We start from the raw sequence: 20,816 nt of genomic DNA, 5'->3' as shown, positions 1-20,816 counted from the left end.
TAAGCACAAGGACTAATGAGGCTTTGACTATATAACTTAAAGGCATTTATTTTGTTCTTGTGCATTTATTTTTAAAAGGGTGGTGATAAAATTGTTTGCCAAATTAAAATACGATATAGATAACATTTTAAAAAATGATCCTGCTGCAAAGAGTAGAGTAGAGGTATTGTTATTATATCCTTCTATACATGCTATAATTTATCATAGAATTGCAAATGTGCTTTATAGGCACAAATGGTTTATTATAGCAAGAGCCATATCCCAAATAGCAAGATTTTTCACTGGAATTGAGATACACCCAGGTGCAAAAATAGGAAAGGGACTATTTATTGATCATGGTATGGGAGTAGTAATTGGTGAAACTGCAGAAATAGGAGATAATGTAACTATATATCATGGTGTCACTCTTGGTGGAACTGGAAAGGAAAAGGGAAAAAGGCATCCTACAGTTGGGAATAATGTGGTAATAGGGAGTGGAGCAAAAATATTAGGACCGATAACAATAGGGGATGATGCTAAAATTGGAGCTAATGCAGTTGTATTGGAAAATGTGCCTTCTAGGGCTACAGCAGTGGGGATACCAGCAAAGATTATAGGAAGAAGAGCTCGCACAATTATTGAAATAAAAGATTATCAAGGTAGACAAAAGCATATTTATAATGATATGGTTATATAGCTTATAGCGATATTTTCTTTTACAAAGGATAAAAAACAGGTGTACAATAGATAAAAATAGTAATTTTTAAGATTTTATATAAATTTTATAATTCATTGAGAAAGAGGAATTTTTAATATGGATTGCAAAAACACAATTATTGATTTTTGTAATAGTATTGGAATAGATACTTTAGGGTTTATAAGGTGCAGAGTTTTTGAAGAACTTAGGCCTTATTTATTAGAAAGAAAACTGGACAAATTGGAAAATGAATTTGAGGAAAAGGATGTGGAGAAAAGAGTTAACCCTTTCTTATATATGAAGGAAGGAAAAACTATAATATCTATTGCTTTTCCTTATTCTTATGATGATATTATAAGTTCTGAAGAAGGATTTTCTAAATATACCTGGGGATCTGATTATCACAAAGTAGTAAGTAAGTATCTTGAACAAATATGTAATTTTATAAACAGCATAGGAGGAAGGGCAATTTATTTTGTGGATAATAATGCATTGCCTGAGAGATATATCGCTAAGCTTTCTGGTATTGGCTTCATAGGAAAGAATAATATGTTAATAACCCAAAAGTATGGTTCTTACGTGTTTCTAGGAGAAATTATAACTGATTTATATTTTGAAGAAGATAAGGCATTAGAAAATGGATGCGGAGACTGTAACATTTGCGCTAAGCAATGCCCTACAAAGGCTGTAAGTAGTAGCCATTCTAATATTTGTTTATCTTATATAACCCAAAAAAAGCATATTGAGGATTTTTGGTTTTCAAAACTTAATGGAAGGCTTTTTGGGTGTGATAGCTGTCAAAGGTTATGCCCATATAATGAAAGCGTAATAAAATCCAATATTAATCTCTTCAAGCCAAATGACTATATGATAAATCCTAATTTATTAGAATTAGTTTATATAGATAATAAAAATTTTAATGCTAAGTATAAGCTTACTTCCTGTGGATGGAGAGGTAAAGCAATATTGCAGAGGAATGCTTTGATTTACCTTATGTCAAAGAAAGTTGAAAATATAGATTTTAGAAAGATAAATTCACCATACGTAATGGATTATTATAATAGACTTTTAAATTATTTCAAACTATAATATAAGCATAGCTAATCCATTAGAAAGGTGGAGTTATAAGTGATATCTCCTAAAATGGCAAAGCTCATCAGTTATATGCCTGATAGTTTTGTGAAGTATATGTCAAAAGCAGTTCTAAATCATATAATAAAAAAATATGCAGATATTAATATTTATGGTGGAGAAAATTTAAAAAGTATTAAGGGCCCAGTTATTTTTATATGCAATCATTTAAGTAATTCTGATGCGCTTATTTTAAATAAGGTACTTGAAGCACAAGACGTCACTTTTGTGGCTGGAGTGAAATTAAGCGAGAATGCTACAACCAATCTTGGTATTAATATAATTAAAACAACCCCAGTAAGGCCAAATACCGCCGATAAGGAAGGTATTGAAAAAATAATTAAAATAGTAAAGGGTGGAGGTAATATTTTATTATTTCCAGAAGGAACTAGAAGTAGGACAGGTAGTATGATACAAGCAAAGAAAGGAATTTTGCTTATAGCAAAGGTTACGAAGGTGCCCATAGTACCAATAGGCATTTGGGGAACTGAAAAACTGCTGCCTATTGCAAAGGATGGAGATATGGCTTCGGAAAAGTTTAGTTATTCTAAAATAGGAGTATCTATTGGAGATGCTATGGAAATTCCAAAAAGGCTTCAGGGAGAGGACAAAGTTCAATATGAAACTAGAGCTTTAAACACAATGATGAAGGAAATAGCTAAGTTAATTCCTGAGGAATATAAAGGTGAATATAAGGATTGATTATGAAAACAGCTAATTTGGCTGTTTTTTATATATGATAAAAGTTTTATAGATAATAATAAGACCTATTGTGTAGATATAATACTTCTATGAAGCGATAACTTATTTAATAATAACTTAAAGTTGATGATAAAATCAGTTGACCAAATTGCCAAATAGTATGACCGATTATGTAAAGTAAAAATAGGTGCTTTGTGCTAATCTATTAAAGAAAATAACTTAAAATATTAGCAAGATAGATAAAAGGGCAAATTTATTTTATATAGAATATTAGTAAATGAAAACGATAATAGAAGAATAAATGAAGTATAACCATCATCTAATTTTTTCTATTGCAAAATTTGCTTCAGTTTTATATACTATAGGTGTAAACAATAATTCATTAGCAAAGTAAAGTGTCTAGAATCAGCACCAAATATTATGGTACTGTTTATTTAAATGGATATAGGAGGTATATACCATGGGAAGTAAAGCATTACAAAAATATTTAACTGAGAACCTTGAGGACTTAAGAAGCAAGGGATTATACAATGAAATTGATACTATTAAGGGCTCAAATGGTCCTGTTATTGAGATCAATGGAAAGAGACTTATAAATCTTTCTTCAAACAATTATTTAGGACTTGCTACAAATCCAAGACTAATTGAAGCTGGAATTAAGGCAACTGAGAAGTATGGAGTTGGAGCTGGAGCAGTTAGAACAATCAACGGAACTTTAGATATACATGATGAATTAGAAGCAAAACTTGCAAAATTTAAACATTCAGAAGCAGTAATAGTATTCCAATCTGGTTTTAATTGCAATATGGGTGCAATTTCAGCAGTTATGACTAAGAAGGATGCAATACTATCAGATGCTTTAAATCATGCCTCCATAATTGATGGCTGCAGACTTTCTGGAGCTAAGATTATAAGATTTGAACATTCAGACATGGAAGATTTAAGAGCTAAGGCTAAAGAAGCTAAAGAATCAGGTCTGTATGAAAAAATAATGGTTATAACTGATGGAGTTTTCTCTATGGACGGAGATATAGCTCTAATGCCAGAAATAGTAAAGATAGCAGAAGAATTTGACCTAATTACATACGTGGATGATGCACATGCATCAGGAGTATTAGGCGGAGATGGAAGTGGATCTGCAACTCATCATAACTTAATAGGAAAGATAGACTTCCAAATAGGAACACTTTCTAAAGCTATAGGAGTTGTGGGTGGATATGTAGCCGGATCAAAAGATTTAATAGATTGGTTAAAAGTTAGAGCAAGACCATTCCTATTCTCAACTTCAATTACTCCAGCAGCTGCTGCAGCTTGCATAGAAGCAATTAACATTTTAACTGAAAGTGATGAGCTTGTTAAAAAGGTTTGGGAAAATGGAAACTACTTAAAGAAAGGCCTTAAAGATTTAGGATTTGATATAGGACATAGCGAAACTCCAATTACTCCATGTATAATTGGTGATGCTGATAAGGCTCAAGAATTTAGTAGAGAGCTTCGTAAAGAAGGAGTTTATGCAAAATCAATAGTGTTCCCAACAGTACCACTAGGAACTGCAAGAGTTAGAAATATGCCTACTGCAGCTCATACAAAGGAAATGCTTGATCAAGCATTAGCAGCATATGCAACAGTAGGAAGAAGATTAGGTATAATAAAATAATAAAAAATAAAATTAAACTAATTGTGTGGAGGGTCTAACGATGAAAAAAATACTAGTAACTGGTGCATTAGGACAAATTGGTTCTGAACTTGTTATGCACATGAGAAGTATATATGGAAACGATAATGTAATAGCTACTGATATAAGAAGAATTGATGGAAATGTAGCAGTTGAGTCAGGTCCATTTGAAATATTAGATGTAAAAGATGCAAAAAGAATGGCTGAAATTGCAAAACAATATAATGCAGATACTATAATTCACTTAGCAGCACTATTATCTGCTGTTGCAGAGGCTAAACCAGTACTTGCATGGGATATAAACATGGGAGGACTATTTAATGCGCTAGAAGTTGCTAGAGAACTTAATTGTGCATTCTTTACACCTAGTTCAATAGGTGCATTTGGTCCATCTACTCCAAGCGTAAATACTCCACAAGATACTATTCAACGTCCACAAACTATGTATGGAGTTACAAAGGTTTCTGGAGAATTACTATGTGATTATTACTTCAAAAAGTTTGGAGTTGACACAAGAGGAGTTCGTTTCCCAGGACTTATTTCCTATGAAACTCTTCCTGGAGGAGGAACTACTGACTATGCAGTAGACATATACTATGAAGCATTAAAGAATCATAAATATTCAAGTTTCATTAAACAAGGAACTTATATGGATATGATGTATATGCCAGATGCTCTTAATGCAATAGTTACTTTAATGGAAGCAGATCCTTCAAAACTAGTGCATAGAAATGCATTTAATATTACTGCTATGAGCTTTGAGCCTTCACAAATTGCAGCTGAAATTAAGAAACACATAAAAGACTTCGAAATTTCCTACAATGTAGACCCAGTTAGACAAGCAATAGCTGATTCATGGCCAGATTCAATAGATTGCACTGCAGCTAGACAAGAATGGGGCTTTAGTTCAAAATACGATTTAGCTTCTATGACTACTGATATGTTAAATAAATTAAGTGGTAAGTTAAACATAAAATAATATAAATATTTTAAAGGCCTTTGACAAAATGATGTTTTGCCAAAGGCCTTTTATTTATATTGAAACAAAGAACCTATATTGAATAAATAATAATTATTTAGTGTAGGATAAACCTAGAGTATTGATTTTAGGATTATTAATGATAACATATTATTAAAATATACTTTTTTAGTATATTGATAATAACAGTTGTAAGCAGGTGAGAAAATGAATAAAGCTACTATGAAAAAAGCAGTGGAAATTTTACAGCAAAATTACAGCGGAGCTAAATGTGCATTAAATTTTAATTCACCCTATGAGCTTCTGATTGCTACAATGTTAAGTGCCCAATGTACAGATGAAAGAGTTAATATAGTTACTTCAGTGCTTTTTAAGGATTATAATACAGCAGAAAAAATGGTGGCATTGACTGAAGAAGAATTGGGAGAAATAATTAAAAGTTGTGGTTTTTACAAAAATAAAAGCAAAAATATACTAGCTACGTCTAGAGAGCTGCTACTAAAGTATAATGGAGAAGTTCCAAGAACTATGGAGCAGCTTATTGAACTTCCGGGAGTAGGGAGGAAGACAGCAAATGTAGTTCTTTCAAATGCTTATGGGGTACCAGCTATTGCTGTGGATACTCATGTGTTTAGAGTTTCTAATAGATTGGGACTTGCAAAGGGAAATACTCCAGAGGAAGTTGAAGAGCAGCTTATGAAGAATATTCCTAAAAAGCTGTGGAGCGATGCACATCATTATATAATTTGGCATGGAAGAAAAATATGCAATTCAAGAAAGCCTAAGTGCGATGAATGTCCATTAGCACCTTACTGTGATTTTAATAATGGTCTTACAGAGGATAAAAAAGCAAAGTAATAAGTGTCATATTTAAAAGGAGGTAAATTTCATATGAATAAAATTATAGGATTTATAGGCTGTGGAAATATGGCTCAAGCAATGATCGGTGGAATCGTAGACTCAGGTCTCGTAAAAGCTGAACAAGTTATAGCAAGTAATCTTCATTCGAATAAATTAGTTGAAATAGCAGAAAGGTATGGAATAAAAGCGGCTGAGAATAACATAGAGGTAGCAGAAAACGCAGATATAATAATACTTGCTGTTAAGCCAAATATGTATGCAGCAGTAATTAACCAAATAAAGGATCAAATAAAGCCCGAAGCTACTATAGTAACTATTGCTGCAGGAATAACTATAGAATTTATTGAAGAAGCATTTGAAAAGAATATTAAGGTAGTTAGAACTATGCCTAATACCCCAGCCTTAGTAGGAGAAGGTATGAGTGCAATTTGTCACAATAGTAATGTAAAATCTGGGGATCTTGAAGAAGTATTGGCGATTTTTGAGAGCTTTGGCAAGGTGGAGTTAATAGATGAGAAGCTTATGGATGCTATACCAGCAGTAAGTGGTTCATCACCTGCTTATGTTTATATGTTTATAGAAGCTCTAGCCGATGGGGCAGTATTAGATGGAATACCAAGAGAAAAGGCTTATAAACTTGCTGCACAAGCAGTATTGGGAGCCGCAAAGATGGTGCTGGAAACAGGAATACATCCTGGGGCTTTAAAAGATAGTGTATGTTCTCCAGGTGGAACAACAATAGAGGCTGTATACACCTTAGAGAAAAATAATTTTAGAGGTACTGTAATATCTGCTATGCAAAGTTGTACAAATAAAACCAAGCTAATGTCAAATAATAATAAATAAAGAGCAATAAATGCTAATTTTTTTAATCTTCGTGGTTTAAATCACGAAGATTTTTTGCATAATTAAAATAATAAGGAATAAAAAAATATTAAGGAAATCTTAAACAAATATATATATTTATTTTAAGATATCAATAGTAATATTAGTGTATGGTAAATAAAGGCTGAGAACATTATTAGAATGGGGGAAGATTTATATGAAGGTGTTGATAACTACAGATACATATTATCCAATGATAAATGGTGTAGTAATATCTATAAATAATTTATATAAAGAATTAAAAAGACAAGGGCACGATGTTAGAATAATGGCTTTATCAAGCACCGGTGAGGAATGTATTAATGGAGATGTATATTATTTAAAGTCTTTAAAAACAGGAATATACCCTGATGCAAGATTTAGAATACCATTTACAGGAAATTTAATAAAGCAGTTATTAGAATGGAAGCCGGATATAATACATTCTCAGACTGAATTTTCAACACTATTTGCAGCAAAGTATATAGCTAAAAAATTAAATATACCTCAAATTCATACGTATCATACACTATATGAGGATTATCTTACTTATATAATGAACGGAAAACTTATAAATAAGAGAACTAATGCAGCAATTACTAGATATATGCTTAATAGTATGGATGGTGTTGTTGTCCCCACTAAAAAGGTTGATAAGGTAATTAAAGGCTATGGTGTCAAAACTAATATGTTTATAGTTCCTACAGGAATAGATATAAGTAGATTTAAGAAAAAAGTATCAATGGAAGAAAAAAGATCCATGCTTCAAGAACTGAATCTCACTGAAGAGGACAATATTATTGTTTATATAGGTAGGATAGCAGAAGAGAAAAATATTGAGGAAGTAATGGAGTATTTTGCGGCAGCAAGAGATAAAATAGAAAAACTTAAACTTGTAATTGTTGGGGGAGGTCCATATTTAGAAATACTTAGAGAAAAAGCAAGTAAATTAAATTTACAGCCAGATATACGTTTTGTTGGTATGGTGTCTCCTGAAGAAACATATAAATACTATCAGCTTGGGCAAGTGTTTGCTACAGCTTCTACTAGTGAAACTCAGGGACTGACTTATATCGAAGCACTAGCCAGTTCATTGCCAGTAGTTTGCAGGTATGATAGCTGTGTAGATGGATTGATTGTAAACAATGAAACAGGATTTACTTATACAAATGAACAAGAATTTACCTCCTATATGACAAGAATTTTTTATGATAATGAATTAAGAAAAAGACTTAGCAGCGGAGCTATAAAAATGGCAGAAGAATATTCTGCAGAAAACTTTGGGCAAAATATAAGTAATGTATACCTAAAAAACTATAGCAAGTGTGTAGATTTAATACCCAGAGAAGTTAAAATAAAAAATTTTATCCGCCATGCCGTAGTAAGAAGATAATATATAGTATATTACATTTGATGTTTAAAATATAATTTGTATAGTATATATAAAGAATAGGAAGGATTTTTGTTATAAATGTAGAAATAAATAATGTAATCTATTTCGGGATATGGAGGATAACAATGAACATTTTAGATAATGGACTTAAAAAAAATCTAGAAAAGGATTTACGTTATTTGAGACTACTATCAAATCAATACCCAACTATACATTCAGCTTGTACTGAAATCATTAATTTACAAGCTATAATGAATTTACCTAAAGGAACAGAACATTTTTTAACAGATATACATGGAGAATATGAACCATTTAACCATGTATTAAAGAATGCTTCCGGGGTTATTAAACGTAAGATAGGAGATATTTTTGGAACCACTTTAAGTCAAAAGGAAATTAAGAGTCTTGCTACTTTGATATATTACCCTGAACAAAAATTAGACCTAATATTAAAAGATGAGACTAACTTAGAGGATTGGTATAGGATTACACTATATAGATTAATTGAAATATGCAGACATGTTTCAGCTAAATATACTAGATCTAAGGTTAGAAAGGCACTTCCTCCAGATTTTGCATATATCATTGAAGAGCTGCTCCATGAGTATCCAAATAGGAGAGATAAAGAGGAATATTATAGAGAGATAATAAAAACAATTATTAAAATTGATAGGGCAAATGAATTTATAATTGCACTGTCAAAGCTTATACAGAGACTTGTTGTTGACAGACTGCATATAATTGGAGATATATTTGACAGAGGTCCTGGAGCAAATATTGTGCTCGATACACTTATGAATTATCATTCTGTAGACATACAATGGGGAAATCATGATATTTTATGGATGGGAGCTGCTGCTGGGTCAGAAGTATGTATGGCAACAGTACTTCGTATTTCTGCTAGATACGCTAACTTAGATACCATAGAAGATGGGTATGGTATTAATATGCTACCGTTAGCTACCTTTGCAATTGAGTTTTATAAGAATGACCCTTGTGAAAGCTTTAAACCAAAGCCAGACAATATTGAATTAACTGATAAGGAAAACATGCTTATTGCGCAAATGCATAAGGCAATAGCTATAATACAATTTAAGCTTGAAGGGGAAATAATTAAAAGAAGACCTCAGTTTAATATGAATGATAGACTGTTATTAGAAAAAATAAATTATAAAGATGGAACTATAGATATATATGGAAAGACTTATGCTTTAAATGATACTAATTTTCCAACTATAGATCCCAAAGACCCATATAAGCTTACGAAAGAAGAAAGAGACCTTGTTGATAAATTAAAGTCTTCCTTCTTAAATAGCGATAAGCTGCAAAAACATGTTAGGTTTTTATTTGCAAAGGGCAGTATATATTTAAGATATAATTCTAATTTGCTTTATCACGGCTGCATTCCTCTAGATGATGATGGCGGTTTTAGCAGGATTAATTGTAATGGTAAAGAGTACAGTGGAAAGACCTTCTTAGATAGAATGGAGATGTTAGCAAGAGAAGGGTACTTTTACAAGGAAGATCCAAAAGCAAAACTTTATGGTATGGATATAATGTGGTACTTATGGACAGGGCCAAATTCACCACTGTTTGGTAAAAATAGAATGACCACCTTTGAAAGATACTTTATAAATGATGTTGAAAGTCATAACGAGACGAAAAATCCTTATTACAAATTTAGAGATGATGAAAAAACCTGTAATAAGATACTAGAAGAGTTTGGATTAAGCTCTGATATTTCACATATAGTAAACGGACACGTACCAGTTAAAAGTAAGAAGGGTGAAAGCCCTATTAAGGCTAATGGAAAGCTGCTAGTTATAGATGGAGGTTTTTCAAGGGCTTATCAAGGTCAAACTGGTATAGCTGGATATACTTTAATATATAACTCCTATGGATTATTATTAGTTTCTCATGAACCATTTGAGTCAACTCAGAAGGCTATTGAAGAGGAAACAGATATACTATCTACTACAGTGGTTTTAGAACAGGTGGTTGAAAGAAAAAGAGTAGGAGATACTGATATAGGAGAAGAGCTTAAGAGTCAAATAAAGGATTTAGAAGCATTACTAGCTGCTTATAGAAAAGGTCTTATCAAAGAGCAAAGATAGATTGCTCACAGTTTTTTAAATAATAAATATGGTTTTTAGCTTTGGATTATAATCCAAAGCTCTTTTATTTCTGCATTTGTTCTGTACTAAATATAGTAATTATAATAAAATATAATTAGTCGCAGTATTTATGTAGTACAACTTTAGATAAATGAGGTGCAGGTATGAAACATCTTTTTATAATAAATCCTACTGCTGGAAAAGGGAAGAATTTAAGCTTGATTCCTGAAATAGAAAAAATACTTGAAGTTAAAAAAGAAGAATATTTTGTAGAAGTAACAAAAGGAGTTGGACATGCTACTGAAATAGTTAAAAATTATGTTAAGAACGATGATTATAGAGTATATTCTGTAGGTGGAGATGGAACTCTTAATGAAGTTTTAAACGGAATAGTGGGGAGCAATAGCACTCTTGCCGTAATCCCAAGTGGAACAGGAAATGATTTTTCAAGGAATATATATGAGTACAGCGATGTACTTACAAGTCTTGAACAAGCTATAAATGGAAAGGATGTTTTTTTAGATTTAGCAAGAGTAAATGATAGATATTTTATTAATATTGCGTCTGTAGGCTTTGATGCGGAAGTAGCATATAATACTGCTAATTTTAAGAAGCTTCCCTTTGTTGGAGGAAGTTTAGCTTATATTTTTGGAATAATAGAAACTGTATTTAAATATAAATCTGTACATTTAAATATTACCATTGATGAAAAAAAGCTAAATATTAAATCTCTTTTGGCTGCAATAGCAAATGGAAAGTGTTATGGTGGTGGTATTTTAATGACACCAGATGCTATATTGGATGATGGAGTATTTGATGTATGCATAATAGAAGAGGTAAATAAATTAAAGATATTAAGACTATTCCCGAAAGCCATAAAAGGGCAGCATGCCTCAATTAAGGAGGTGTCTTTTTATAGAGGCAGAAAGGTGAAAATTAGCTGTGATGAAGAAGTATCGCTTAATATAGATGGTGAAATTCTAAGAGTTAGGGAAGTGGAATTTGAAATAATACCTAAGGGTATAAAAGTAGTTATGCCTTAATTGATTATAAATAGAAGTAGCTTTAGTAAATAAAAAGCCAGCAGTAAAAATTACTGCTGGCTTTAAGTTACTTAGGAAAAGGTTCTAAATAAAAGTAGTATACCAACAATTATTAAAGCTATAGGTAATAATAGCCCGTAATTTAACCAATAGAACATGTTGCCTAAAAACATAGATAAGAAAGCTATAATTGATACTCCACCTAATATGAAAACAGGTATTAGTAAGCCAGATTGTCTTCTTCCAAAAAGGTACAGTTGAAATAAACCTATTGCAACAGCTAGAGGATAAATAGGCCAAGTATATGCTGCAAAACCCCAATCAGTGAAAGTTTCAAATAAAAATAGCAAGCCTATTGTAGTTAAAATACCTCCTGGTACAAGGACACCTGGATCTCTTTTAGTAACAAAGAAACTGAATTCAAAAATCAATCCAGGAATTAGAATGAAAAGCGGCCATAGGTTATTCATAGTAAACCAATGTATGTTAAAAATTTTGTCTATTAGTGTGAAAATACCGATAGCAATTAATAGTAAACCCCAAAAGAGATTAGATTTTTTCAAAGTTAGCCCTCCTTAAGTAATTATTGTTACAATTTATATATTACCATAATATATATTAATTGTAATTATATTTTAGTATATTTTGTTAAATATGTATAATGGATTAAGTAAAAATATTAACAAATATATTGATTAATCAACTAAGCAATAAGATGCTTTACAGATAAAATTGTTTTTATTTTGACAAAAAACGACGTTTAATTTAAGTGCATTTTTGTTAAAATAAAAGTAGTGCATTTTACATTGAAAACGTTCTATGTTAAGTCTATGTTAAGTATATTACAAGCTGTTTAACTTTTTTTAAGAATGTGTTATAATCAAAAATGGTGCGTAATATGACAAAAATTTTACAAAATAAAGTCTTTTATTAAGAGGAGGATTTTAAAATGGCTAGAATTAGTCCAAAGGAAGATAAGTTTTACGATATGTTTATTGACACAGCTCACCTAATATATGAGGCTGCAGAGAGATTAGACGACCTTTTAAATAATCTGGATGATGTACAAAATAAGGTTAGACAAATCGAAGAAATTGAACATAAAGGGGACAAACAAGCTCATGATATACTAGAACAGCTTAATAGAAGTTTTATAACACCCCTAGATAGAGAAGATATTTACTTAATTGCAAAACAAATGGATGATATTATTGACAATATCGAAGCAACTGCACATAGATTTGTAATGTTTAATGTATCTACTGCTACAAAGGATTCATTAATACTTGGAAAATTAATTGTTAGTTCCTGCAAAGAATTAATAAGCCTTATGGAAGAATTAAAGAATGCTAGAAAGAGCACTAAGTTATCAGAAAAAATAATTGAAATAAATAGGTTAGAAGATGATGGAGACCAAATCTTCAGAAGAGCAGTAACAACTTTATTCAATGGAGAAACTCCAGCTCTTGACGTATTTAAGTGGCATGAAATCTATGATTTTATAGAACAAACGCTAGATGCTTGTGAGGAAGTTGCCAATACAGTTGAAGGAGTTGTAATGAAACATGCTTAGTTATGCAGTAATTATAACAATAGTTGTTGTTATATTGGCATTAGTATTCGATTTTATTAATGGTTTCCATGATACTGCTAATGCTATAGCTACATCAGTTTCTACAAGAGTTCTAACACCACAAGCTGCTATACTTATGTCTGCTGTGTTAAACTTTGTAGGTGCATTTTTAAGTACAGAAGTTGCTAAAACAATAGGTAGCGGAATTGTGGCTCCACAATCTGTTACTCAAGAAGTTGTAATTTCAGCACTTATTGGAGCAATCATTTGGAATCTTATTACGTGGTACTTTGGTATTCCTAGTAGCTCATCACATGCTCTTATAGGCGGCCTTATAGGTTCAGCTATGGTTTATGAGGTGACAATGACTGCTAAGCAAGCAGGCGGAATTTCCATTATGAAAGCATTTTCAATAGTAAATTGGCATAACTTTTGGGATAAAGTAGTACTATGGCTTTTCCTTTCACCAGTAATAGGCTTTATAGTAGGATTTTTAGTTATGGTAGCTCTTCAGTGGCTATTAAGAAGTGTAAGACCAAAAACTGTTACAAAGGTTTTTTCAAAGGCTCAGATTGCTTCTGCAGCTGCTATGGCATTAAACCATGGTATGAATGATGCTCAAAAATCTATGGGTATAATTGCAATGGCACTTACAACAGGGGGACTTATTCAATCCTTTTATATACCTACCTGGGTTAAATTCTCCTGTGCACTAGCAATGGCTTTAGGTACATCAATAGGTGGTTGGAAGATTATAAAGACTATGGGTATGAACATGGCAAGACTTGCACCGGTTAATGGTTTTGCAGCTGAGACAGGTGCAGCAGCTGTAATATTTACTGCATCCATGATGCATGCTCCAGTAAGTACTACACATATAATTTCTACTTCCATCATGGGAGTTGGAGCATCTAAAAGACTTTCATCCGTAAGATGGATAGTTGCTAAGAATATAGTATGGGCATGGGTATTTACAATTCCAGTAACAGCGCTTATTGGAGGAATAGTAACATTTTTAATTCATGCATTTTAAGATTAAAGGGTAGTTTGCAAACTACTCTTTTTTTATTACTCAAATTAAAAGTTATTCTGTTATTTATGTGAAAAAAGTTCACTGCTAAGTGAACTTTTTATTTTAAGCTAATTATATGGGGACAAACTTAATTAAAAATAGAATAAAAACAATAAAAAAGTATATATAATATAAAGATGATAGGTATTTAATTTTAAACTAAATGTGCTAAAAAAAGGGGGAGCAAAATGGATTTATCTTTATATTCGTTATTCTTAATTTCCTTAGCTCTATCGTTAGACGCTTTTGGAGTAGCTATTTGCATAGGTCTTAATGGGGCTGTAAAAAGAAAAAATAAAATAGGATTTTCATTTTCTTTTGGATTTTTTCAGTTTTTCTTTGCACTAATAGGTGCATATGCGGGGCTTTTATTTAATACCTATATTGCTGCAGTTCCTGAAATACTAGGAGGAATAGTAATTGCTATAGTAGGTGTTATGATGATAAAGGAAGGCTTTGAAAATAAGGGAGAATGCCCTCTAATCAGGCCAAAGATGTATATTGTACTTGGGGTTTCTGTAAGTATAGATGCCATGGTAATAGGTTTTACTGCATTAGATAATATAACAAATACTTTAGTTATATTAAAATACACAATTTTTATTGGAATAGTAACCCTAGTAATGACTATTACTGCATTTCTTATTGCCAAATACTTAAAAAGAATTGAACCAGTTGGCAAATATGCGGATTATTTAGGTGGTATAATTTTAATTTTATTTGGGCTAAAGATGATCTTTTTATAGACACAATGAAAAATAATAAATTTACTCATTAAATTCATTTGCAATTTTTTTGTTTTTCAACATTAAAGCCTTATAAAATGGTAATACTAAGGTCTATAAACATCTAACTTACAGGTGTTGTTACTTAGTTAACGGTGGTGATTAAGGCTTGACTGGAGATATAATCATTTTAATCATTTTAATAAGTATAAATGCTTTTTTTGCTGCTGCTGAAATAAGCATAATTTCTGTTAAGGAATTAGCACTAGAGAAAAAAGCTAGTGAAGGTGATAAAAAATCTATTCAGCTTTTAGAAATAATAAAAGAACCAAGCAAGTTCTTGGCTACAATACAAGTTGGAGTTACGTTAGCCAGCTTTTTTACCTCAGCGTCGGCTGCAGTAGGGTTATCAAAAAGCTTTGAAAAGCTGCTTATAACCACAGACATTCCACTATTGGTTAAACTTAGTTCAAAGTTATCTTTTATAATAATTACAATTCTTATTTCTTTTTTATCACTATTGTTTGGAGAACTTATTCCAAAGCGACTTGCTCTGAGAAAAGCAGAGACTATTGCTAATTTGTCTGTAGGAGTCATAAAAATTATTGACACTATGGCAAAGCCGCTAGTTATAACTCTGACAAAAAGTACTAACTTTTTTGTGAATCTAATTGTAGGAAGCGATAATGATAGTGAAGATGAAATAACTGAAGAAGAAATAAAAATGATGATTAATGTAGGTGAAGAGCAGGGAATTTTTCAAAAAGCTGAAACAGATATGATTAATAGCATTTTTCAATTTGATGATACAACTGTAAGTGATATCATGACTCCTCGTCCAGATATAGTAGCACTTGATGTGGAAAACAATCTAGAAGAGGTTTTAAAAGTAATTACAGAGGAAAAGTATTCAAGAGTCCCAGTTTATAAAGAAAATATTGATGACATTATAGGAGTATTATATACAAAAGATATTATTGACTACATGGCTTATAAAAAAGATAACACAGAATTTAACCTGAAGGATTTTGTAAAGGAACCTTTTTTTGTTACTGAATACAAGAAGATAGATGTTTTACTAAAGGAGATGCAAAAGAAGGGTGTTCATATTAGTATAGCAATTGATGAATACGGAGGTACAGCTGGACTGGTAACTATAGAAGATATGCTGGAAGAAATTGTGGGAAACATATATGATGAATATGATGAGATCGAGGTGGAAATAGCAGTAAGAGGAGAAAATGAATTTGAAATTGATGGTGGAATAAATATGACAGAGCTTAATGAATTGTTAGAAGCAGACTATCCGGAAAATTATGATACGGCTAGTGGGTTAATTTTGGATTATCTAGGGGGATTTCCAAAGGAAAAAGAAAGCATTGAGCTTGAAAATTATAGATTTACAGTGTTAGAATTAGATAATAAAAGAATTAAAAGAATACTTATAACTAAATTGGAAAAATAGAAGAGAATGGGGGTTTAATCCATTCTCTTTATAGTTTTGTGAAAATTAAAATGTAAATCTGTTTAATAGTTGCTTTAAATGCTCAGCTTTTTCATTTAAACTTTGAGCTAACGTATACATCTCATCATTTGACACAGATTGAGTTTGAATAGATGCAGTAACTTCTTCTGTAGCAGCGGTGTTTCTTTGAGATATTTCAGCTATATTATTAATGTATTTTCCAAGTATCTCTTTACCGTTATCTAAAAGTTTTATAGAAGACATCGATTCTTCCATTGAGGAGAGTATCTTATTAATGGAAGCTTTGATACTATCGAAAGAATCTATAGTTATAGTTACTTGATCTAGCTCTTCTTTAAATGCTTCTTTAGCTGAATTTGATATATCTAGTGAAGTACTAATAGATAAATTAACATTATCTATTATTTTCTTTATATCTAATGAAGCCTTTTGAGATTCTTCTGCAAGAATTCTTATTTCATTGGCAACTACTGCAAATCCACGACCTGCTTCTCCGGCTCTAGCTGCTTCTATAGAAGCATTAAGGGCTAATAGATTTGTTTGTTCAGTAATTTCATTAATTTTATTAAGTATAGTTATAATATCCTTAGTATTATTATTTAGATTTGAAATAGTCTCTGCAACTTTGTCCATTGCATCAGAGTTATTGCTTGAAGTTTTCCTAAGGTTATTAATTGTTACTGTACTATCATTAATAATATTTGTGGAAGTGTCGGTAGCTTCATTAACCTGTTGCAATGTGCTTATAGCACTCTCAATTTCCAAATTAAAGCTGTTTGATACTTCAACACACATAACTGCGCTTTCAGTTTGTTCTGTAGAACCTGCAGCTATTTCATCTGCAGCTCCACTTATTTCTTTAGAAGACAGATTCATACCATGAGAAATCTCTAACAAATCTTTGGCCGCAGCATCTGTTTCATTGGCAAGCTGGAAGGTTCCGAGTAGCGCACCTTTTAAATTATTAATCATATTATTAAAATTAACGCTTAACTCATTTAATTCCAATATTTTATTTGAGTTTGATGTAATAGTGAAATTGCCCTTTGATAATTCCTTTGTTATATCTATAATGTGGTTTATAGGTGTTGTAATTTGTATTGTAGTAAATAATGAGAAAAAGAAGGATACCACTATACATAATAAGGCTATTAACAATGTAAATAGTCCAATATTAGTAGCTGTGGAGTATAGCTCTGCAGTTGGTACAAGAGCAATATATTTCCACTCTGTGTCTGGAGAAGTTGTAAATACACCATACATAGGTGTTGAACCCATTTTATAATTAAAGTCTCCACTATCCTTTGCAGCTATATCTTTAAAATAGCTGTCTTTTAGTTGAGTACCAAGTAATTTACTATCTTTGTGAGAAATTACATAACCATCTTTATTTACTATTATAATGAGTCCAGATTTTCCTACTTTTGTATTCTTTAATGCCGATGTGATTACTTCTGTATCCACATTTATTTTAACTACTCCTGCAGGCTTAAAATCTAAAGAACTTATTAATTGCCTTGTCAAGCTTATTGTATTTACTGTATTATCATTTGCAATAGTATCTTTATGAGGAATTGACCAATAGGACTTTCCTTTGTTTTGTATTGCTTCTTTATACCAAGTTTCATTTTTAACTTGACTAAGAATATCATCGCTTAAGTATGTACCATTGGAGGTCGTTGAGAAACCGTTGTCATTAAATAGATAAATACTTTTAACTAGATTAACGTTTCCAGCATTAGTTATGTTTTTAAGAGTGTCTTCTACTTGAGTCTTAGCTGTAAATCTGTCATAAACACTGTCATAATTACTGTTTAAAATTTTTGTAAAATTAGAATTAGAAAATAATTGCATGGATATACTTTCTACACTCTGATTAACTAATTGAATATAATTTTTATTTTGATTCATTATCTGAGTAGTAGAATTTTTGAAATCCTGTTCAACCTTAGTTTTTGTTATAAAAAAAGTTACTATTCCAGAAAATAAAAGAGAAAAAACTATTACAGCTGTTGTAGTAGAAACTAAACGATTTAATAATGTATTTCTTTTAAAAAGAGTTTTAAAGGAATTCTTAAATGACAAATTACTCTTAATTTTTTTATCTTTCTTAATTTTTTTCGGTTTTTTGTCTCCTTTTACAATATTCTCTTTGGTTTTTAATATTTTCTTCTTCATGTGTCATAATCCCTCCCCTTACTGTATTATAATACAAAAAATGCAATTAAACTAGTAGAAGAATTCATAAAAATAATTGGGGAATTTTTATATAATATGTTATAATAGGGGTATAATGTAGGGTAAGGTGATAACTATGAATAGTGAGCTTTATTTAAAAAATAAAAATATAAAGGTTACAAAAGCAAGAATAGAAGTATTGAATTTATTACTGAATATTGAGCATGCAGTTAGTGCAGATTTTATTTATGAAAAATTTAAAGAAGAGAATATTAGTGTTGATCTGTCCACTATATATAGAACATTGGAATTGCTTGAAAGTAAAAATATTGTAGATAAATTTGACTTGGGAAATGGAAAGTATAACTACGTATTGAAGAAAGAAGTTCACAAACACATTTTAGAGTGCAGCCTTTGTCATAAGGAAATTGAAATAGAATGTCCTATGCTGCAAATAGAAGAGATAATTAAAAATAAAACAGGATTTACTTTAACAGAACATGAGTTAAAGATTAAAGGTGTATGTGAAGAATGCAAGAAGAAATAATAGGAATTTTAATTGATTGATAATGTGACAAAAAGCAGCCTACTATTAAGGCTGCTTTTTTATTAAGTTGAATGCTTGAATTTTTTATAAATCAATACTAGTAGTAGAATAATTACGGATGTAACTGCGATTGTTCCCCCTGGTGCACTATTAATATAGTATGAACTAATAAGACCGATAAGTATATCCATAAAACCAAATATAATTGAATAAATTAGTGTACTCTTAAAGCCTTTATTTAATTGAAGAGCCGTAGCTACAGGAATAACAATCATAGAAGAAATTACGAGAATTCCCATTACACGTATTGAAACAGAAATAGTAGCTCCAACTAATAGAGTAAAAAGATAATTGATAAGTTTAACTTTTACACCTGACACGTATGCTCCTTGTTCATCAAAGGTTATATAGAGCAATTTATTGTAAAGAGTAATAAGCATTATATAGCATATTACACTTAAAAGAGCAATTATGTATAGGTCACTTTTTGTAACTGTAAGGATGCTTCCGAACAAAAATGAATTGACATTTGCACCAGATTTGCCAGTACTTATTAATATAATGGCAATACCTACACTTAATGTAAGTACAATAGACATTGCAAGTTCCGCATATTTACTATAATAATTTCTTAGATATTCTATAAGAAGCCCACATATTGAAGTAAATATGAATGCGCAAATAACTGGATTAAATCCAAGTATAAGCCCTAAAGCGATTCCGGCAAAAGATGCGTGCGATAGAGTATCGCCCATCATAGAATATCTTTTAAGCACAAGAAAAACTCCCACCGATGGACATAATATGGAGATAAGTACTCCTGCCATTAAGGCATTTCGCATAAAGCTATATTGTAACATTGTTTCCCTCCTGTAGTTCTCTGGGGTGCACAATAATTATTAATCATTGTGTCTCCAGTATTCCTTATTGAAGCATAATAATCAATAATTGTTATGTCACCAGTATTCCTTATAGGTGTACAATAATTATTAATTATTGAGTTTATTATATTCCTCGATGGTATATAACTTTGAACTATCTTTATCCATTCTAAATATGTGAGTAGAATTATTAATAGCAGCATTGTAATTATGCTCAACAGAAACAACTGTAATATTTTGATTCATATTCAAGTTTTTAATAATCCCATAGATTTCTTTTTGGCTTTCAATATCAATGCCAGTGGAAGGTTCATCAAGGATAAGAAGTTCAGGCATACCCATTAATGCTCTAGCTATAAATATTTTTTGCTGCTGCCCTCCAGAAAGGCCTCCAATAAGAGTATTTTTATATTCCAGCATATTAACCATTTGGAGACTTCTATCAATGGCTGAAGAATCCTTAATTTTAAGTATCTTCATGTGACAACCTAAAAGCTCAGAAACCGTAATTGGAAATTGGGCATTAAAGCTTTCCATTCTTTGAGGAACATATCCAATATTATTTGTTTTAACTAATATTTTACCAGAAGTAGGTTTAAGGAGCTTTAAAACTAATTTGATTAAAGTGCTTTTACCACTTCCGTTATCTCCAAGTATTGATACATAGCTTCCTTTGTGTATGCTTAAACTTACATTTTCTAGTACTAAGGGAGCTTTAGAATTATATGAAAAATATAAATTATTGATTTCTAACATTATAAAATATCCTCCCATAAGATAACAATATAATTTAAAATTCGAAGCAAGTGTAAAGTATTGACAAAAATAAATACAGATAATATTATTATATATGTAAATGCAAATTATTTGCAAGAGGATAAAATAATATTATAATTTTTTTAGCAAATGAATATTA

Annotated in this window: 19 protein-coding genes; 15 read left to right on the top strand and 4 right to left on the bottom strand. The window is 31.0% G+C overall.

The window, feature by feature from the left end; genetic code table 11:
• The first annotated feature begins 91 nt into the window (after positions 1 to 91).
• The 10 genes from epsC to bsdE14_RS03190 all read left to right on the top strand — a co-directional run bounded on the left by epsC (position 92) and on the right by bsdE14_RS03190 (position 11,438).
• Complete coding sequence (epsC, locus tag bsdE14_RS03235) at positions 92 to 676, top strand: serine O-acetyltransferase EpsC (protein ID WP_264848513.1); 585 nt, start codon at positions 92 to 94, stop codon at positions 674 to 676.
• Positions 677 to 793: 117 nt separating this feature from the next.
• Positions 794 to 1,765, top strand: coding sequence for a tRNA epoxyqueuosine(34) reductase QueG (gene queG, locus bsdE14_RS03230; RefSeq protein WP_264848512.1), 972 nt, complete (start codon positions 794 to 796; stop codon positions 1,763 to 1,765).
• A 39-nt stretch (positions 1,766 to 1,804) separates the two neighbouring features.
• The gene (locus bsdE14_RS03225; RefSeq protein ID WP_264848511.1) at positions 1,805 to 2,509 is read left to right on the top strand and encodes a lysophospholipid acyltransferase family protein; all 705 of its coding nucleotides are present in this window, start codon (positions 1,805 to 1,807) and stop codon (positions 2,507 to 2,509) included.
• A gap of 460 nt (positions 2,510 to 2,969) precedes the next feature.
• On the top strand, positions 2,970 to 4,166 hold the full coding sequence (locus bsdE14_RS03220) for a glycine C-acetyltransferase (RefSeq protein WP_264848510.1): 1,197 nt from the start codon (positions 2,970 to 2,972) through the stop codon (positions 4,164 to 4,166).
• A 40-nt stretch (positions 4,167 to 4,206) separates the two neighbouring features.
• Complete coding sequence (locus tag bsdE14_RS03215) at positions 4,207 to 5,163, top strand: L-threonine 3-dehydrogenase (protein ID WP_264848509.1); 957 nt, start codon at positions 4,207 to 4,209, stop codon at positions 5,161 to 5,163.
• 207 nt (positions 5,164 to 5,370) lie between these two features.
• Entirely contained in the window at positions 5,371 to 6,021 is a 651-nt protein-coding gene (gene nth / locus bsdE14_RS03210) for an endonuclease III (protein WP_264848508.1), read from the top strand.
• Positions 6,022 to 6,054: 33 nt separating this feature from the next.
• Complete coding sequence (proC, locus tag bsdE14_RS03205; protein ID WP_264848507.1) at positions 6,055 to 6,870, top strand: pyrroline-5-carboxylate reductase; 816 nt, start codon at positions 6,055 to 6,057, stop codon at positions 6,868 to 6,870.
• Positions 6,871 to 7,066: 196 nt separating this feature from the next.
• Entirely contained in the window at positions 7,067 to 8,281 is a 1,215-nt protein-coding gene (locus bsdE14_RS03200; RefSeq protein ID WP_264848506.1) for a glycosyltransferase family 4 protein, read from the top strand.
• 125 nt (positions 8,282 to 8,406) lie between these two features.
• Positions 8,407 to 10,395: a fructose-1,6-bisphosphatase gene (locus tag bsdE14_RS03195; protein WP_264848505.1), complete on the top strand. Its 1,989-nt coding sequence runs from the start codon at positions 8,407 to 8,409 to the stop codon at positions 10,393 to 10,395.
• Positions 10,396 to 10,559: 164 nt separating this feature from the next.
• Positions 10,560 to 11,438, top strand: a complete 879-nt coding sequence (locus tag bsdE14_RS03190) for a diacylglycerol/lipid kinase family protein (protein WP_264848504.1) — start codon at positions 10,560 to 10,562, stop codon at positions 11,436 to 11,438.
• A gap of 71 nt (positions 11,439 to 11,509) precedes the next feature.
• Here the strand turns inward: bsdE14_RS03190 and bsdE14_RS03185 are convergent, their stop codons facing one another.
• The gene (locus bsdE14_RS03185; protein WP_264848503.1) at positions 11,510 to 12,001 is read right to left on the bottom strand and encodes a LiaI-LiaF-like domain-containing protein; all 492 of its coding nucleotides are present in this window, start codon (positions 11,999 to 12,001) and stop codon (positions 11,510 to 11,512) included.
• 386 nt (positions 12,002 to 12,387) lie between these two features.
• Here bsdE14_RS03185 and bsdE14_RS03180 point away from each other — a divergent pair, with 386 nt between their 5' ends.
• The 4 genes from bsdE14_RS03180 to bsdE14_RS03165 all read left to right on the top strand — a co-directional run bounded on the left by bsdE14_RS03180 (position 12,388) and on the right by bsdE14_RS03165 (position 16,273).
• A complete protein-coding gene (locus bsdE14_RS03180; RefSeq protein WP_264848502.1) occupies positions 12,388 to 13,011 on the top strand; it encodes a DUF47 domain-containing protein in 624 nt (207 codons plus the stop codon).
• Entirely contained in the window at positions 13,004 to 14,044 is a 1,041-nt protein-coding gene (locus bsdE14_RS03175; RefSeq protein ID WP_264848501.1) for an inorganic phosphate transporter, read from the top strand. Before bsdE14_RS03180 ends, bsdE14_RS03175 begins: the two co-directional genes overlap by 8 nt.
• Positions 14,045 to 14,271: 227 nt before the next feature.
• Positions 14,272 to 14,829 carry a manganese efflux pump MntP gene (locus tag bsdE14_RS03170; protein ID WP_264848500.1) on the top strand — a complete coding sequence of 186 codons (558 nt, stop codon included), beginning with the start codon at positions 14,272 to 14,274 and terminating at the stop codon, positions 14,827 to 14,829.
• 148 nt (positions 14,830 to 14,977) lie between these two features.
• Positions 14,978 to 16,273 (top strand): hemolysin family protein, encoded by a 1,296-nt coding sequence (locus bsdE14_RS03165; RefSeq protein WP_264848499.1) that lies wholly within the window; start codon positions 14,978 to 14,980, stop codon positions 16,271 to 16,273.
• Positions 16,274 to 16,318: 45 nt separating this feature from the next.
• Here bsdE14_RS03165 and bsdE14_RS03160 read toward each other — a convergent pair whose 3' ends face one another.
• Positions 16,319 to 18,472: a methyl-accepting chemotaxis protein gene (locus bsdE14_RS03160; protein WP_264848498.1), complete on the bottom strand. Its 2,154-nt coding sequence runs from the start codon at positions 18,470 to 18,472 to the stop codon at positions 16,319 to 16,321.
• Between the two features lie 136 nt (positions 18,473 to 18,608).
• Between bsdE14_RS03160 and bsdE14_RS03155 the strand changes: the two genes are divergently transcribed.
• Complete coding sequence (locus tag bsdE14_RS03155) at positions 18,609 to 19,019, top strand: Fur family transcriptional regulator (RefSeq protein WP_264848497.1); 411 nt, start codon at positions 18,609 to 18,611, stop codon at positions 19,017 to 19,019.
• Between the two features lie 62 nt (positions 19,020 to 19,081).
• Here bsdE14_RS03155 and bsdE14_RS03150 read toward each other — a convergent pair whose 3' ends face one another.
• Positions 19,082 to 19,879 (bottom strand): metal ABC transporter permease, encoded by a 798-nt coding sequence (locus tag bsdE14_RS03150; protein ID WP_264848496.1) that lies wholly within the window; start codon positions 19,877 to 19,879, stop codon positions 19,082 to 19,084.
• Positions 19,880 to 20,008: 129 nt separating this feature from the next.
• Complete coding sequence (locus tag bsdE14_RS03145; protein ID WP_264848495.1) at positions 20,009 to 20,656, bottom strand: metal ABC transporter ATP-binding protein; 648 nt, start codon at positions 20,654 to 20,656, stop codon at positions 20,009 to 20,011.
• Between the last annotated feature and the right edge of the window lie 160 nt (positions 20,657 to 20,816).

The organism is Clostridium omnivorum (assembly GCF_026012015.1).
In the GTDB taxonomy this organism is placed as follows: domain Bacteria; phylum Bacillota; class Clostridia; order Clostridiales; family Clostridiaceae; genus Clostridium_AX; species Clostridium_AX omnivorum.
This window is presented reverse-complemented; position numbering and strand designations above follow the sequence as displayed.

What these genes read in the sequence shown, in the direction of transcription:
- bsdE14_RS03200 (WP_264848506.1), top strand. Translation starts at nt 7,067, where the DNA reads ATGAAGGTGTTGATAACTACAGATACATATTATCCAATGATAAATGGT.
- bsdE14_RS03170 (WP_264848500.1), top strand. Translation starts at nt 14,272, where the DNA reads ATGGATTTATCTTTATATTCGTTATTCTTAATTTCCTTAGCTCTATCG.
- bsdE14_RS03195 (WP_264848505.1), top strand. Translation starts at nt 8,407, where the DNA reads ATGAACATTTTAGATAATGGACTTAAAAAAAATCTAGAAAAGGATTTA.
- bsdE14_RS03145 (WP_264848495.1), bottom strand. Translation starts at nt 20,656, where the DNA reads ATGTTAGAAATCAATAATTTATATTTTTCATATAATTCTAAAGCTCCC.
- bsdE14_RS03160 (WP_264848498.1), bottom strand. Translation starts at nt 18,472, where the DNA reads ATGAAGAAGAAAATATTAAAAACCAAAGAGAATATTGTAAAAGGAGAC.
- bsdE14_RS03220 (WP_264848510.1), top strand. Translation starts at nt 2,970, where the DNA reads ATGGGAAGTAAAGCATTACAAAAATATTTAACTGAGAACCTTGAGGAC.
- bsdE14_RS03175 (WP_264848501.1), top strand. Translation starts at nt 13,004, where the DNA reads ATGCTTAGTTATGCAGTAATTATAACAATAGTTGTTGTTATATTGGCA.
- bsdE14_RS03155 (WP_264848497.1), top strand. Translation starts at nt 18,609, where the DNA reads ATGAATAGTGAGCTTTATTTAAAAAATAAAAATATAAAGGTTACAAAA.
- queG (WP_264848512.1), top strand. Translation starts at nt 794, where the DNA reads ATGGATTGCAAAAACACAATTATTGATTTTTGTAATAGTATTGGAATA.
- bsdE14_RS03190 (WP_264848504.1), top strand. Translation starts at nt 10,560, where the DNA reads ATGAAACATCTTTTTATAATAAATCCTACTGCTGGAAAAGGGAAGAAT.
- proC (WP_264848507.1), top strand. Translation starts at nt 6,055, where the DNA reads ATGAATAAAATTATAGGATTTATAGGCTGTGGAAATATGGCTCAAGCA.
- nth (WP_264848508.1), top strand. Translation starts at nt 5,371, where the DNA reads ATGAATAAAGCTACTATGAAAAAAGCAGTGGAAATTTTACAGCAAAAT.
- bsdE14_RS03150 (WP_264848496.1), bottom strand. Translation starts at nt 19,879, where the DNA reads ATGTTACAATATAGCTTTATGCGAAATGCCTTAATGGCAGGAGTACTT.
- bsdE14_RS03215 (WP_264848509.1), top strand. Translation starts at nt 4,207, where the DNA reads ATGAAAAAAATACTAGTAACTGGTGCATTAGGACAAATTGGTTCTGAA.
- bsdE14_RS03180 (WP_264848502.1), top strand. Translation starts at nt 12,388, where the DNA reads ATGGCTAGAATTAGTCCAAAGGAAGATAAGTTTTACGATATGTTTATT.